The 17630-nt window shown below is 66.3% G+C and carries 3 protein-coding genes and 1 pseudogene; all 4 read right to left on the reverse strand.

Features of this window, described 5'->3' with window-relative positions; genetic code table 11:
* Positions 1-24: 24 nt before the first annotated feature.
* Positions 25-13104 carry an SDR family NAD(P)-dependent oxidoreductase gene (locus AC3EO7_RS35950; RefSeq protein WP_488186319.1) on the reverse strand — a complete coding sequence of 4360 codons (13080 nt, stop codon included), beginning with the start codon at positions 13102-13104 and terminating at the stop codon, positions 25-27.
* 48 nt (positions 13105-13152) lie between these two features.
* Positions 13153-14124: pseudogene (locus AC3EO7_RS35955) on the reverse strand (beta-ketoacyl synthase N-terminal-like domain-containing protein); the annotation flags it as partial.
* A gap of 823 nt (positions 14125-14947) precedes the next feature.
* Entirely contained in the window at positions 14948-16141 is a 1194-nt protein-coding gene (locus AC3EO7_RS35960; protein WP_435593649.1) for a cytochrome P450 family protein, read from the reverse strand.
* 85 nt (positions 16142-16226) lie between these two features.
* A partial coding sequence (locus AC3EO7_RS35965; RefSeq protein ID WP_435593650.1) for an alpha/beta fold hydrolase occupies positions 16227-17630 on the reverse strand: 1404 nt, incomplete at its 5' end.

A 17630-nucleotide genomic window follows, 5' to 3' on the forward strand; every position in this document is an offset into this window, starting at 1 on the left:
TGCAGGGAGGTCGTTGAAAGTACGTCAACTGATTTGGTCGATGAAGTCGAAAAGCTCACGGTCGTCCGCGGTGTCGAGACTGTCGGCACCACCGCCCAGCGCCGGGTCGCCGTATTTTTTTCCTTCGAGCTCACGCAGCAGCCCGGTCAACCGGTGTGCAATATCCGACCGGTCCGCGGCGGAGAGTTCGGTCGTGGTGAGACCGCGCGCCAGCGAATCAATCTCGGCTACAAGACGTTCCGCGGGGTTGTCGACCGGAACGATCTCCTGCCGCAGGTGAGTGGCCAGCGCCTCCGGAGTCGGATGGTCGAACACCGCGGTCGCGGACAACGGCACGCCGACAGCCGATTTCAGCCGGTTGCGAAATTCCATGACGGCGAGCGAGTCGAACCCGATATCGGTGAACGGCCTGTCCGGCGGAGTCGAGTCCGCACTGGCGTGTCCCAGCACGACCGAGGCCTGGGCCCGGATCACGCCGAGCAGGACGCGTTCCTGCTCGGGGATCGGACGACCGAGCAGTTGTGCGACCAGAGGCGCGGAGCCGTTCGCCGCTGTCGTCGGTACACCGGCGGTTTCGGCCACCCGGCGATTCGAGGGCCTTGACAGGCCGCGCATGACTGCGCGCACGTCATCGGGATGTGCCTGACCCAGTGCAGTCCCGTCGATCCGGACGGCCACGAACACCGATCGCCCGCCCGCCAGTGCCGCGTCGAACAGCGCCATGCCGGCCTCGTCGCCCAGCGGAAGCAGACCTTCACGCCGCAGGCGAGCGAGGTCGGCCACGCCGAGCCGATCGGTCATACCGCCGCTCTGCTCCCATGGCCCCCAGACCACTGACGTCGCGGGTAGGCCGTGCATCTGCCGGTGGTGCGCCAGCGCATCGAGGAAGGCATTGGCGGCCGCATAGTTCGCCTGGCCCGGATTGCCGATCACGCCCGAGATCGAGGAGTACAGCACGAATGCCGACAGGTCCATGTCCTTGGTCGCCTCGTGCAGATTCCAGGCCGCATTCACCTTGGGCCGCAACACCCTTGCTATCTGCTTGCGCGTCATGGTGGCGAGCAGCCCGTCGGCCAGCACGCCCGCCGCATGCACGACGGCGGTCAGCGGATGCCGCTCCGGGATTGCCGCCAGCACCGCATCCACTGCAGCTCGATCGGCCGCGTCGCATGCGACGACGTCCACGTGCGCACCGAGTTCGATCAGCTCGGCGGCGAGCTCGGCCGCGCCGGGTGCGTCCGGACCACGTCGGCCCGCCAGGATCAGCCTGCGCACACCGTGCACGGTGATCAGGTGCCGCGCGGCGACCGCTCCCAATCCTCCGGTGCCGCCGGTGATCAGCACCGTGCCCTCGGGCCGCAACGGCGCCGAGACGGTGAGCACGTTTTTGCCGATGTGCCGGGCCTGGCTCAGATACCGGTAGGCGTCCGGGGTTTGTCGCAGATCCCACGCGACGGTCGGGGACGGGGTCAGCGCCCCGACCTCGAAGAGCTCGACCAGCGTCGTCAGAATCTCGTGCAGCCGATCCGGGCCCGCCTCCATCAGCATGAAGCCGTGGTAGTCCACGCCCGGATACTCGGCGGCCACCTCTCCCGGATCACGCCGGTCGACCATGCCCATCTCGACGAACCGCCCGCCGCGTGGCAGCAGCCGCAGCGACGCGTCCACGAATTCACCTGCCAGCGAATCCAGGACGATGTCCACTCCGCGACCGTCGGTGGCGTCGAGGAACCGCTGCTCGAAATCCAACGTGCGCGAGTTGCCGATGGCTGTGTCGTCGAATCCCAGATCGCGCAACACATTCCACTTCGGCTCGCTGGCGGTGACCATCATCCGCAATCCGAGGTGCTGCGCGATTTGCACAGCCGCCAAGCCGACACCTCCGGTCGCCGCGTGCAGTAACAGCGTCTCGCCCGGCCGCGCCCTGGCCAGATCGACCAGGCCGTAGTAGGCGGTCGCGTAAGCGATGGGAATGGCCGCGGCCCGGGCGAACGACCAGCCGCGCGGCATCGACGCGAGCAGCCGACGATCGACCACCGCCATCGATGCGACACCCGGGATAAATCCGAAAACCCGGTCACCGGGCACGAATTCGGTCACATCCGGTGCGACCTCCACGACGACACCGGCGCCTTCGCCGCCGGGCCGACCGGCCTTGTCCGGGTAGGTGCCGAGTGCCATCAGCACATCGCGGAAGTTGAGGCCGACCGACCGCACGCTCACCCGGACCTGCCCTGGCGCAAGCGGTTCCAACGCGCTCGGACAGGCTCTGAGGGCGAAGTTGTCCGCGGTCAACGTGCCCGTGCCGCCCAGCGTCAGCGCCCATGCCGGAGTCTCTCGTGATGTGACATCGAGCGTGTTCGAAACAGCGCGGTTCAGGCGCGGCGCAAAGGCTTTCCCCTGTCGCAGGGCCAGCTGCGGCTCGCTACCCAGAGCCAGCGCCAGAGTCACGGCGGGCCGATAGGCTGCCGAGTCATCGACGTCGACGAGGATGATCCGGTCGGGGTTCTCGCTCTGCGCGGTGCGCAGCAGACCCCACACCGCGGCTGTGGACAGGTCAACCTGCTCGTGCGGATGAACCGCGACCGCTTGCCGGGTCACTGCTACGATGCGCCGGTCCGCCGTCAGCAACTGTTGCACCCGTGCGGCGAGGTCGGTGACGAGATCCTGCACCGCCGTGGGCAAGTCGCCCTCGATGGCGGTGCAGTCGAGCCGCAGCACCGTCGCGGCCTGGGCCCTGATCGTCACGGTCTCGCCGTCATCGGTGCGATTCCAGACGTCTGCCGCCCCGAGTTCGCCCGCGGACTGCGGTAGCGCGATCCAGTTCATCTCATAGCCAACGCCCTCGGTGCGAGGCCGCGCCACACCGAAGGCCTCGGCCGCTACGGTCCGCAGCGTCAGCGCCTCCACCTCCGCTACCGCCTGACCGGCCGGGTCGGCGAGGGTTACGGCTAGCCGCTCACCACGTGGCCCGGAGCCGGTCTTGGCGACGCGGACGCGCAGGGTCGTCGCGCCCGTCGCATACAGGGTAACGTTCTCCCACGAGAACGGCACGGCGACCACACCGGCCGTAGCTTCGGGAACCAGCCCACCAAGCAGGATCGCGTGCAGTGCGGCGTCCAGCAGGGCCGGATGCACACCGAATGCCACGCTGCCCGATCCAGTGGTCTCCGGTAGGACGACTTCGGCGACCACCGCATCATCGTGGTGCCACAGGGCGGTCAGCCCGCGGAACGCTGGCCCGTACTCGTAGCCCCGCTCGGCCAGGTCCGCATAGGCGTGATCGATCGCGACCGGCGTCGCACCCGCGGGTGGCCAGCTCACCGGATCGGATTCAGCCGATGGCGTGCCTGACCCGGCGTCGACCGTTGCGACCGCGTGTCGAATCCACTGCGCCGCACCGTCACCGGGTGAATCCGCAGATCGCGAGAACACCGACACCGTCCGGGTGCCGGTCGCATCCGATCCGCCCGCCACGACCCGCAGATCGACGGCCCCGACGGCCGGGATCGGCAAAGGTGCCTCAATCACCAGTTCGGCCAATCGCGGACAGTCCACCACCGTTCCCACGTGCAGCGCCAGCTCCACGAGAGCGGCGCCGGGCAGCAACACCACCCCGCCGACTGCGTGATCGGCCAGCCAAGGGTGCGCAGCTTGCGATAGCCTCCCGGTGAGCACCACATCGTCGGAGTCCGGCAACCGGAGCTGCGCGATCAGCAACGGATGCCCCGCCTCGTCCAGGCCCGACTGCCGCGGATTCGGTACGTCGACCGGCTGCGCCCAATAGCGTTCATGCCGGAACGCGTATGTGGGCAACGTGATCCGATCCGTGGGGCGGTGCGCGTACAGGGGCGTCCAATCCACCTTGATACCAACGACAGCGGCCTGCGCCAGCGCGGACACGAACTGAGTCGGCTCGTCGACCGAACGGCGGGCGGCCGCGACCACCGTCGATTTCGCTTCGGCGCCCGGAGTTTCGGCTAAGCACTGCCGAGTCATCGCGGCCAGCACGGCGTCCGGTCCGATCTCGACGAACCGCCGCGCACCTGAGTCGATCAGGACCTCGATTCCTGGCGCGAATCGGACAGCCGTTCGCACCTGCGCGACCCAGTACTCGGGATCGGTCAGTTCGGCGCCCACCAGGGCTGCCGAAACGTTCGATACGATCGGCAGTAGCGGCTGATGATACGTCAATCCCGCTGCGATGGAACGAAACTCGTCCAGCATCGACTCCATCAGGACCGAATGGAACGCATGACTGACCCGCAGCCGGGAGGTCTTCACGCCTTGCCCGGCCAGTCGTTCACCGATCTCGTCCAGGGCAGAGGCCGCGCCGGACAGCACCACCGACGACGGGCCGTTGACTGCTGCCAACGACACCCGCCCACCATACGCGGCGAGCACCTCGGCCATCTCGGCCTCGGGCACCGCGACCGCGAGCATCGCCCCGCCCGCGGGCAGGGCGCCCATCAACCGGCCGCGCGCGACAACCAGCGCACTCGCGTCCGCGAGCGACCACACGCCCGCGGCATACGCCGCCGCCAACTCGCCGATCGAATGCCCGATCAGCAGATCCGGTGTCACACCGAACGATTCGAACAACCGGAACGAGGCCACCTCGAACGCGAACAGCGCAGGTTGTGTGAATTCGGTCCGATCCAGCACACTGTCGGCGTCGGTGAACATCAGGTCTTTCAGCGACCGGCCCATCAAAGCGTCGATCGCCACGCACACCTCGTCGAGCGCCGCCGCGAACACCGGGAACGCTTTGTACAGCCCCGCGCCCATCCCAACCCGCTGCGCACCCTGGCCAGTGAACAGGAAAGCGGTCTTCCCCGAACCGGTCGTCCCCTCGATCGCGCCCGACGAGCCCGTGGCGAGATCGGCAAGACCCGACAGCAACTCGTCCCGGTTTCGGCCGATGACGACCGCCCGATGGTCCAGCAATGCCCGCGAGTCCACCAATGACCGTGCCACCGACCAGATGTCGGCCTCCGCACGATCGGCCGCCCATGCCCGCAGGCGCTCCGCCTGTGCCTGCAAGCCCGCCTCCGATTTGGCCGACACCACCCAGGGCACGACGGCGGCATCCAGGTCCGGCTGGTGCTGCGAAACTGGCTGGTGCATCGAAACTGGCCGAGGCGGGGCCTCTTCGATGATCACATGTGCGTTGGTGCCACTTATGCCGAAGGACGACACCCCGGCCCGCCGCACCCGGTCACCGGCCGGCCATGCCCGCATCTCGGTCAATACCCGCACCGCACCCGCCGACCAATCCACGTGCGGCGACAACGAATCCACGTGCAATGTCTTTGGCAGCGTCTGGTGCCGAAGCGCCTGCACCATCTTGATCACGCCACCGATACCCGCCGCCGCCTGTGAGTGACCGATATTCGACTTGAGCGAGCCGAGCCCGAGCGGTTCTCCCGTTCGGTTCTGCCCATAGGTGGCGATCAGCGCCTGCACCTCGATCGGGTCGCCCAAAGCCGTTCCGGTCCCGTGCGCCTCGACGACATCCACGTCGTGCGCGGCCAATCCGGCATTCGCCAGCGCGGCCTCGATCACCCGCTGCTGCGCCGGACCGTTCGGCGCGGTCAAGCCGTTGCTCGCACCGTCCTGGTTGATCGCGCTGCCGCGCACCACCGCCAGCACATCGTGGCCCAGCCGACGCGCATCCGAGAGGCGTTCTACCACCAGCACCGCCGCGCCCTCGGACCAGGCGACGCCGTCGGCGGCAGCGGAGAACGATTTGCACCGGCCGTCCCGAGCCAGGCCACGCTGTCGCGAAAACTCCTGGAAAACCATCGGAGTCGCCATGACGGTCGCGCCACCGACCAAGGCCAGCGAGCTCTCTCCCTGACGCAATGCCTGGCAAGCCAAATGCAGCGCCACCAGCGATGACGAACACGCGGTGTCCACGGTCATCGCGGGCCCTTCCAGACCCAGTGCGTAGGCCACCCGGCCAGAGGCCACGCTCCCCAGGCCACCGGTGAGGAGGTACCCCTCGACGTCAGGCCCAGCCTTACCCGTCACCGCCTCGTAGTCCTGATACATCACGCCCGTGTAGACACCGGTGTCGCTGCCACGCAACGATGTCGGGTCCAGCCTCGCGTGCTCGAGCGCTTCCCAGGACACCTCAAGCAGCAATCGTTGCTGCGGGTCCATCGCCGACGCTTCGCGCGGACCGATTCCGAAGAAGTCGGGATCGAAATTGCCTGCGTCATAGAGGAATCCACCACGCCGGACATACACCGTCCCCGGCCTATCCGGATCCGGGTCGAACAGCCGCTCCAGATCCCAGCCACGATCCGAGGGGAACTCACCAGTCGCGTCCCTACCGCAGGCAACCAGATCCCAGAGTGCATCCGGCGATTGGACGCCGCCGGGGTAGCGGCAGGCCATGCCCACGATCGCGATGGGTTCGTCCGCACGTACTCGCCGCGACGGCCGCGCGGTCCTGGTACTGGAGTCCGTTCCTTGAATCGTGGCGAGCAGCAAGGAGGCGACCGCTGCAGCCGTCGGGTGGTCGAACACGAGGGTGGACGGCAGCCTGACGCCGGTGGACTTCGACAGCCGGTTGCGGAACTCGACCCCGGCGAGCGAATCGAATCCAAGGGTATCGAATCGCTCGGCGGGACCGACATCTTCGGCGGAACCGTGTCCCAGCACCGCCGCAGCATGCTCCCGGACCAGGTCGAGCACCGCCTCCGGGCGTTGGGCCTCCGGCACTCGGCTCAGTCGCGCAGCCAGCGAACTCGACTGTGCCGCAGTCCGGTTCGTGGTGCGGGGCAGGAATCCGCGCAGCACCGCCGGCGCCGCACCGCCGCGCGCCTCACGCCGTAGTTGCGCCGGGTCGAACCGAATCGCCGCCAGGTGTGAGGCGGTGCAACCGGTGGCCACATCGAACAGCCGCAGACCCTCGTCGTTCGCGAGGGGATGAAGACCGAGCCTCTCCCAGCGGGCGACGGCGCTGCGATCCAAGGTGCCTGTCATGCCACCGGCGGCGTTCCAGGGCCCCCAGGCCAGCGACGTCGCAGACTGCCTGACGGCTCGCCGACGGTACGCCAGCGCGTCGAGGAACGCATTGGCTGCCGCGTAATTTCCTTGTCCCGCCGAGCCGATCGTCGCCGCGATGGACGAGAACAACACGAAGGCGGACAGGTCACGGTCTTGAGTGAGGTTGTGTAGGTGCCACGCAGCAGCGGCCTTCGAGTCGAAGACTCGGCGCAGCTGCTCGACGGTGAGGCCCGCAAAAGTGCCGTCCTCGAGGACGCCCGCTGCATGGACCACGCCGGTCAGCGGATGATCGGCCACTACCGAGTCCAGCAGAGCACCGAGGGCATCTCGATCGCCCACATCGCAGGCCGCCACGCGGACGGTGGCGCCGGCCTCCGACAGCTCGGACACCAGTTCCCCGACGCCGTCGGCTGTTTCGCCACGCCGGGACACCAGCAAGAGGTGGCGGACACCGTGCGCGGTAACCAGGTGTCGAGCCACCAGTGCGCCGAGGCCGCCAGTGCCGCCGGTGATCAGAACCGTACCAGTGCCGAAGGCTGGCCCCCGCTCGGCGCCACGCTCGGTTCGTGCCCGGGCCAGTCGGGGAACGAGCAAGGCTCCGGCACGCACCGCCACCTGCGGTTCGCCAGCCTCTATCACCGTACCGATCAGCTTTGGATCATCGAGGGGCGCAGACGGATCGGCGTCGACGAGAACGAGCCGGCCCGGATATTCGGATTGCGCGCTGCGTAGCATGCCCCAGACGGACGCCGCGACGAGATCTGGTGATTCACCCGGCAGGGCGGCACCGTTCACCGTCACGACGACCAGCTGACTGTCGACCAGACGATCCTCGGCCAGCCATGCCTGCACCGTCGCCAGCACCGCCTCCAGCCGGCCCCGAGCGGCCGCCGGATCGTCGCCGGCGGCGTCGGTCTCCGGCTGCCAGACCACGACCTCCGGAATAGCTTCCGCAGCGGCCAGTTCCGAAACGCTGGACGACACGGTGCCAATTCCGGCTACCGGCCGCGGACCGAGTACAGCCATCCGGTCCGCGGACATGCCCGATGCCGCTGCCGACGCGGGTGACCACTGGACGTCGTAGAGGTCGGCGGTCGCACCGGCCAGCGTGGCGCGCAGCTGTTGCACGTCATAAGGCCGCATGACGACCGCGTCGACGGACACCACGGGATGTCCCAAATCATCCGTGGCCGCAAGGGAAATTGTCTCCGCCCCGCTCGCCACGGCAATGACTCGCAGCGTTGTCGCCCGGACCGACGGCCGATGCAGTCGCGCTCCGGCCCAGCGAAACAACAACCAGCCCGTGCTCGGGTCCCCGTCCTGATCGGGCCACAGCAGTCCGGCCAGCCCGGCGTGCATCACCAGATCGAGCAGGGCCGGATGCAGATCGAACCGCTCCGGCTCGGGCGCGGCGGCGGTATTGAGGGTGATCTCGGAGAACAGAGTCCCACCGCGCCGCCATGCGGCGTCGACACCGATCAAGGCGGGGCCGTATTCGAGTCCGGAGGCTTGCGCGATCCGCTCGGGGATCCGTGCAGGGTCGAGGGTCTCGGCATCAACCGGCGGCCAGGGCTCATCCCGCAGCCGGTCAAGTAGCGAATCATCGCCGTCCCAGGCGGGGGCGAGTACGCCGCTGGCGTTACGCTGCCATTCACCCGCCTGACGGCCGGTCCGGCGGAAGTAGAAGCCAAATTGCCGTCGACCGGTTCCGTCCGCCTCCCCTACCGACACTTGCAGTTCGACCTCATCGTCCTCCGACGGCGGGATCGGGGCCTCGATGGTCAGTTCTTCGACGACACCGCACGCGATTCTCCTACCCGCAGCGAGCAGGAACTCGACCACGGCCGCACTCGGTAGCACCACGGTGCCGTAGGACTGGTGGTCGGCGATCCACGGGTCGGCGGCCAGCGAGAACCGGCCGGTGAAAACGAATTCGTCCGTGCCCGCGACCGGCACCACACCGGTGAGCAACTTGTGGCCGAGGCTGTCGCCGGTGGCTTCGGGACGTGACGGCAACCAGAAACGCTGGTGCTGGAAGGCATACGTGGGCAAGGGAGCTCGCCGAATCGGCGCGCGGCGAAACAGCGGCGTCCAATCCACGTTTGCACCGGAGGTGTGCGCGTGCGCTAGCAGGGTCAGGAACTGTTGGGGCTCATCGCGATCCCGGCGTGCGGCTGCGGCCACCACCGACTCCGAGCCCTCCGGAAGGTTCTGGCGGGTCATCGTCGCCAGCACCGCGTCGGGGCCCACCTCCAGGAATCGACGAACACCCGAGGCGATCAGTGTTTCGATGCCAGGAGCGAATCGCACCGCAGCCCGCACCTGCCGGATCCAATAGGAGGGTTTCAGCAATTCGTCTCCAGCCAGTTGACCGGACACATTCGACACCACGGGCACGCGTAGCTGATTGTATGTCAGTTCCTTTGCTACAGACTCGAATTCGGCCAGCATCGGCTCCATCCGATGCGAGTGGAAGGCATGGCTGACCCGCAGTCGCGAGGTCTTCACGCCACGTCCGACGAAGTAGGCCTCGATCTCGATGACTGCGTCCACGTCACCTGAGATGACCAGAGCCGTCGGAGCATTCACCGCGGCGACCGACACTCGGCCAGGATGGCGACCGACGACATCGTTCACTTCGCGTTCAGATGCAGCGATGGCCAACATCGCGCCACCCTCGGCCAACGCACCCATGAGGCGGCCGCGCGCCGCGACCAGTCGACACGCATCCTCGAGCGACCACAAGCCTGCCAGATACGCAGCGGCGAGTTCTCCGATCGAATGGCCGATCAGCACACTCGGGGTGACACCGAACGCCTCCAGCAGGCGAACGAGCGCCACCTCGAAGGCGAACAGCGCGGGCTGGGTGAACTCGGTTCGATCCAACGTCGTGGCGCCGGTTTCGTCGCTGAACATGAGTTCTCGTAGCGAGCACTCCAGTATCGGATCGAACTGGGCACATACCGCATCCAACGCGCCCGCGAATGCCGGGAACGTCTCGTACAGGCCGGCACCCATGCCGATCCGTTGAGCGCCTTGGCCGGTGAATAGAAAGGCCGTCTGCACCGAAACGGCGGCACCGTCGATCACACCGATACCGGTCCCGGATTCGGCAAGAGTCGCCAACCGCGCGAGCAACTCGTCCCGATCACGACCGAGGACCACGCTGCGCGTATCCCACTGCGCCCGCGATGTCGCCAACGCATGTGCCGCATCCGCGACGTCGATCTCCGACCGCTCCGACAACCAGGCACGCAACTGCGCGGCCTGCGCACGCAGACCCGCCTCGCCTTTACCGGACACTAGCAATGGGATGACCGGAACAGTGATATTCGGATGCCCCGCAACGTCTTCGGTGCCGACCTCGACGGCCGCCACCGGCGCGGCAGGTGCCTCCTCGAGGATCACATGCGCATTGGTGCCGCTGATCCCGAACGACGACACACCTGCCCGACGCGGTCGATCGCCCGCAATCCAGGGTTCGGCCTCGGTCAACAGACGCACCGCGCCCGCGGACCAGTCCACGTGCGGCGACGGCGTCTCGGCATGCAACGTCCGCGGCAACCGCTCGTGCCTCATCGCCTGCACCATCTTGACCACTCCGGCCACTCCGGCGGCGGCGACCGCATGGCCGATATTCGATTTCAAGGAACCGATCCGCACCGGCTTCCGATCGTCGCGATCGCGCCCGTAAGCATTGATCAACGCCTGTGCCTCGATGGGATCACCCAGGGCCGTTCCGGTGCCGTGCGCCTCCACGGCGTCCACATCGCTGGCCGAGAGCCCTGCATTGGCGAGGGCCTGAGCGATAACCCGTTCCTGCGCCGGACCATTCGGCGCGGTCAGACCGTTGCTCGCGCCGTCCTGGTTCACCGCGCTGCCGCGAACAACCGCCAGAACCTCGTGGCCGAGCCGGTGCGCATCCGAAAGCCGCTCCAGCACAAGCACACCCGCCCCCTCGGACCAGACCACACCGTCGGCGTCGGCCGAAAACGCCTTGCACCGGCCGTCCGGTGACAGACCACGCTGACGGGCGAAGTCCACGTACAGATACGGACTGGCCGCGATGCTCACCCCACCGGCAAGTACCAGCGAGCTGTCGCCCTCGCGCAAGGCCTGGCAGGCCAGATGCAGAGCCACCAGCGACGACGAACACGCCGTATCCACCGTCACAGCCGGACCTTCCAGACCGAGCACGTACGCGACGCGGCCGGAGATAACGCTGTGTGACGTGCCGGTCAGCCGGTAACCCTCCAGATCACCGACCACCCGGCGGGAGTAACCCGACGAGCAGGCGCCGACGAACACACCGGTATCACTGCCGCGCAGCGATACCGGGTCGATGCCGGCGTCTTCGAGGGCTTCCCACGATGTCTCTAGCCACTGCCGTTGCTGCGGATCCATCGCCCAGGCTTCGCGCGGGCTGATGCCGAAGAAGCCTGGGTCGAAATCACCTGCGCCGCTGAGGAATCCACCGTGACGCGTGTAAACCGTGCCTGGTTTATCGGGATCCGGATCGAACAACTGGTCCATGTCCCAACCGCGGTCGGTGGGGAATTCGCCGATCACATCGCGACCGGCGTCCACCAGATCCCACAGCTCCTCGGCCGAGCGCACACCACCGGGGAACCGGGCGCCGATACCGACGATGGCAATGGGTTCATCGGTGGCGCTCCGCCGCGTCACCCGGTATGCGCCAGGGTCGGTGCCTTCGACCCGAGCGCGCAGCAGCGCCGCCACCGCATGTGGGGTCGGATGATCGAAGATGAGCGAGGCCGGCAGCGATACACCGGTGGCGCGGATCAGTCGGTTCCGCAGCTCCACGGCACCGACGGAGTCGATGCCGAACTCGGTGAACGGCAAGCCGGGGTCGATCGATCGGGTCGACTCGTGTTCCGACAGCGCAGCGGCATGTTCGCGTACGATATCGAGAACTACCCTGTCGCGCTGATATTCGGGGGTGGAGAGCAAGGTCCGCGCCAAGGAGCCGTCGGTACGGATTTCACTGTGCCCGACCGTGTACAGCGGCAGGTCGACCGGCGCCCCTCCGGGGACCAGCGCGTGCGGGTTCACTGGCATACCGGCGCAGTACGCCTGTGCCAGCGACGCCAGGAACCGTTCCGGGCCTCCCTCACCGCGTCGCAGCGATTCACCGACGAATACCTCCTGGCCCGCACCGGCCGCCTCGGCGATCCGGGCGATATCCATCGTGAGCACGGGATGCGCGCCGACCTCGAGGAATCCGGTGATATCGTCGGCGATCAGCGCCGTGACGGCATCGGTGAATCGAACCGGTTCCCGCTCTGCCCGATACCAGTACTCGGCGTCCAGTGCAGCGGTATCCACCTGGTCGGCGAGGACCGTCGAAAAGAACGGCACCGACCCTGATTGTGGGCGAATCGGCTCCAGCTCCTCAAGCAGCCGATCGCGGATCCGCTCGACCGCCGTCGAATGCGACGCGTAATCGATCGCGACCCGGTAGGCCCGCACACTGTTGCGGGCGCAGTCCGCGAGGAAGTCCTCCACCGCCGAAACGTCACCGGACACCACACTGTGTGCGGGTCCGTTCACTGCCGCCAGCGACAGCCGATCCCCATATGCCGCAAGATGTTCCCGGACCGCGTCCGCGTCGAGTCCGATCGAAGCCATTGCGCCCTGTCCGGCTAACTCGTCGGCGAGCGCCCGCGACCGGAGCGCCACCACCCGCGTCGCATCGGACAACGACAGTCCACCGGCGACGTGGGCGGCGGCGATCTCACCGTGCGAATGGCCTATCACCACGTCCGGCTCCACACCGGCCGCTCGCCACAGCCGCGCCAGTGACACCATCACCGCGAATAGAGCCGGCTGCACCACATCCACTCGGTCGAGCCTCGGCGCATCACCTTCACACCGCAGCACCGCCGTCAGCGACCAGTTTACGTACGACGCAAGCTCCGCTTCACATTCCGCGATCGACTCAGCGAACGGACCACCCATCTCCAGCAGTCCGCGTGCCATCTCTTGCCACTGACTGCCGTTACCCGGGAAGACGAACGCTATCCGCCGCTGCTCGGCACGCCCGGTGGCCGGCTCAATCGCCGGCATGGGCGCGGCCGGATCGGCCAGGGCCGCTAATCCGACCAGAAGCTCCGCTCGGTCCCGTCCGACAACGCTGCCGCGCCATTCCAATTGCGTTCGTGTGGCCAGTAGCGAATACGCCACATCGACCACATCCAGCTCCGGATGGCGCACTATCCACTCCAGCAGCCGGGCCGCCTGCACACCGACGCCGCTCTCATTGCGGGCCGCTATCACCCACGGCACTGCGCCAGTGACGCTGGTTGTCGTGGACTCGGCATTACTGGCTACGGGGGGCTTCTCCAACCAGATATCGATGTCCGACACGCCACGTAACCCCAAGTATCCGAGCGAAATTCGCGAACTCCGCGCCTTGACGCCGCGGCTGGCGATCGGTTCCTGGCGGCCCAGACAGAGCACCGTCTCGATGAGGCCTGCGAAACCGGAGCCTTCCACGTGACCTGCATTCGACTCGATCGCACCAATGCGTGTTCGAATGCCGTTTGCACTGCCACGGATCACGGCATGAATCCGGTCGCCATCGGCAACTGCCTGAGCCAGCGGTTTCAGCACCACCATACCGCCGAACTGCTCAATCCGTTCGCCTCCGGCCGGCAATGGAATGAGACTCAACCCGCCAGCCATAGCCATATCGCTCTCACCGCAGCGCAGGCTCTCAAATGCCAGATGAACTGTTACCAGCGAGTCCTCGACGTTGTCGACCATGATGCTCGGGCCGCTGAATCCGAAGTAGTGCGAGATGTGCCGGGACGCCGCACTTTCGGCAAGATCGCCGCCCGTGCAGCCGAAGAAGACCCCACAGCGCCGCGCACCGCGCACTACGTCCGCCAGAGCCGCGTCCTCGATCGCCTCCCAACTCAGCTTCAGCGCCAGCAATAGCTGCGGATCGACAGCCTGTCCCTCATTTGACACGATTCCGAAGAAACTCGCGTCGAAATCCCCTGTTGCATCTTCGAATCCTGCCCGCTCATTGATAGCGCTCCGCGCATGGAGAGGTTCACCGACCACGGCACCCGCATCACCCATCTGCTGACCGAAGCGATCAAGACCCGCCTCGCCCGTTGCCCTGTAGGAAATGCCAACGATAGCGGCCGCAAAAGTTGATCTAGCCACCCTGAAACCCATTCCCCCTCAACGCATCACGTGACGGCAACACTGGATGGTCTTCGAGGACGCTAACACAGCGCAGCGTGAACCGTCCACTGCAGATAGCGGTGTACACTGCCTCGCCTTTCTGCAGATGAACGAGTGGAATAGCCTGCGAAAGCTGAAATGCAGGTATGCCGAGGTGCCCGGTAACGGGCATGTCACATGGCGCGAGTATGGGTGCTGGTCGGCAGGTTGCCGGGGCGGCCTCGACGATCACGGACGGTGACACCACCGGTAGCTTTGGCGCGCAACGACACCCATGCATTCACGGTGGCAGAGAAGGCGTCGCCGTCCAGGCGCCGCAGCAATCGGCGGATCGTGGACTCGCTTGGTGCCTGCCCGCCGATACCGCGGGCGGACCAGCACCGCCGCGGTAGTCGCCAGTGCCACAACCAGGTTCGACGCAGCACTGTACGGCCGCTCTGACTTCTCCGGGGACAGCAGCCCCCGCCGGAACCTCCAGCACCCTTCAGAAATCACGGTCGTGGAAGTGTCTGCGCGCATGGCCTCAACTCCACGATCCGATTTGATCACGAAAAGTGTGCTTGATCCATTTCTGCCGTGCCGCCGACACGGGCGATCGGGAACCGGGCCTTGTATACCGCAGGAGGAAGGAACGCATGCTTCGCACCGATGACCGGCCCTCAGTAAAGCCTTGCGCCACAAACACGGATGTCGCCTGATCATCGTTGACGCCACGTCATGGGCAGATCACCGGCAACACATTGGGCGTCCGGATGAAGTAGGACTCCCTCAGGTCGATGTCCGCGGGTGGAGCCGCGAGCCGGAGGTCTGGCAGCCTTCGAATGATGGTTTCCAGGGAAATCGCGACCTGGCGACGGGAGAGTTCCGCGCCGGGGCAGTAGTGCGGCCCCAGCCCGAAGGCGATGTGCCGGCCGTTCGGACCTTCGAATTCCGCAGCGTTCGGTGTGCCGAACTGGGCGGGGTCGCGGTCCGCGGCCGCGATCGACAGCAAGACGACGTCCCCGGCCTCGATCGTCACCTCCGCAACATCTATCGATTCGGTGGCGAAACGGGGCGTCGCCGAGTGATTCGAGCTGTACAGCCGCAGGAATTCTTCCACCGCCCGTGGTATCAGCTCCATGTTGTCTCGCAGGAGCTCCATCTTCGCGGGATCCGAGAGCAGCGCGAGGACACATGAGCCGATCGCCCGCGCCGACGGGTCGTAGCCGCCGAGCAGGACGATGTAGCCCATTCCGAGCAGCTCTTCGGTACTCAGTGGCGCTCCGCCCCCGTCAGGCGTAGCCATCCATTCGGACCATATGTCGTCGCCGGGGTTCGCGCGCTTTTCGGCCATCAGCGCCATCAGGAACTGATTCATTTGCGCACCGCCCTGTTGCATCTGTGCGGGATCCATACTCAGGATCTGGTCGCCCCAGGTCCGCAGTCCATGGCGATCTGTTTCCGGAATGCCCAGCACCTCGGCAATGACCGTGATAGGCAGCGGCGCCGCGAATTCCGCCATGAAGTCCACCACGGTCCCACGCTCGAGGTCATCGGCCAAACCGGTCGCCACCTCCTGGATGCGCGGCGTCATCGCGTCAACTCGCGCAACGCTGAACGCCTTGTTCATGTGCTTGCGCAGTCGAGTGTGCGCGGGCGGGTCTTGGCACAGCACGGAACTAGTCAGCGGTGGTGGCGCCGGAAGAGCGTAGTGTGCGCCTTCGGCGTCTGTGCGACGTCGAACCAGCCGGCGGTCTCCTATCAGGCGCCGCACCTCGGCGTAGCTCGTCACGAACCAGGCGTGCACGCCGTCTGATGTCTTCACCCTGTGAATGGGGCCGATTTTGTGAAGCCGCTCATACGTGCCGTATTGGTCGACCAAAAAGGCAGTGTTGAGGTCTTCCGGCGATGCGAAGGTCTCGCTGGTCATATCTCCTCCAGATCATCAAGCCTCGGCCCTCCCTTTGATGCGCCTTTGACGTTCGCATCTGCGGCACCGAGAACCTCGTACAACGTCAAAAGAATTCCGCCAACCATCCGTCAATCAACGCGGACAGCTCGGAAACGTGCGCCTTCATCATGCTGAAATGGTTTCCCGGCGCGCGACGAACAGTGCTCGAATATCGCCAATCCGCATACGTCGGAATGGTTCCAAACATCATCGGCTCGATGGCCTGCAGCAACAGTGTCGGAGTCGCACTTCTTGTCGGCTCCCAGCCGGTCAGCAGACTCACGTATGCACTCATCGCGAGCAGCCGGCCGTCATCGACGGTCGAGATGCCTTCCGATGGATTCAGCATGTCACCGATCACCTGGTCGGCGATTCCCTGTAGCAAGTCGCCGTCGATGGAATAGGTGTCGATCAAAACGGTTGCGACCGGCGGATTCTCGGCACCCTCCAGATGCTGCGCCATCGCATGGGCCAGCGCTCCGCCGGTGGAATGTCCGACAAGCGTGTAGCTCTTGCCGTGCATGTGAGTCTGAACCGCCTCCGATATGGACTGGATCAAGACTTCGAAGGTTGCAGGCAACGGCCGCCTGCCGTCCGAGCCGGGCAGTGACAGCGCCAGTATCTCCCGGCCGCCTGCGAACGAATTGGCAAGGCGCATATATTCGTGCGGGCCCGAGGTCGCCAGGATCGACGGTATACAGACCAACGTCGGAGCAGCATCACCGTGTGCCAGCTGCACCACGTCCAGCTCCCAGCCAGCGCTCTCACGGTTCTCGAACTTCGGTGTGAATTCCGCCAGTCCGGTCAACTGTTCCAGAAACTGGCGTGTCCCATTCGACTGATTGGCTTGCCTCAGAAGTGTTCCCAGCGTTGTCGATGACGATCCGCCCGAAGGACCTTCGGTAGCGTCCTGATAGGCGTCGGTCAGGAGCTTTCCGAGGTAGGCCGCCAGCGCGGCGGGGTTCGGGTGGTCGAACACCAGCGTGGTCGGCAACCGGAGTCTGGTCACAGCCCCCAACCGGTTGCGGAGTTCGACCGCGGTCAGTGAGTCGAATCCGGCTTCGGTGAATGCCCGGTCTGGGTCCACCGCGGTGGGGCTGGAATAACCCAGCACTGCGGCGATTTCGCCGCGGACCACCTCCAAGACCACCGCCTGCCGTTCTGTCGCAGACACCCCGGACAGCCGCCGGGACAACATCGACCCGCTCCCGGGGGCGGAGGCCAGCGGGCGGCGGGCTGGGCGTCGTATCAGTCCGCGAAGCAGCGCCGGGACTCGGCCGGCTCCGGCCGAAGACCGCAGGGCTTTGATATCCAGCAGTGCCAGCACCAAGCTCGCCGGCACGGACAGCCCGGCCAGGATTGCGGTGTCGAACAGCTCCAGCCCCTGCTGCGCGCTCAACGCCATCACACCGACGCGGTTCATGCGGGCACGATCGGTATCGCTGAGATGACCGGTCATCGCGCTGGC

The organism is Nocardia sp. bgisy118 (genome assembly GCF_057708605.1).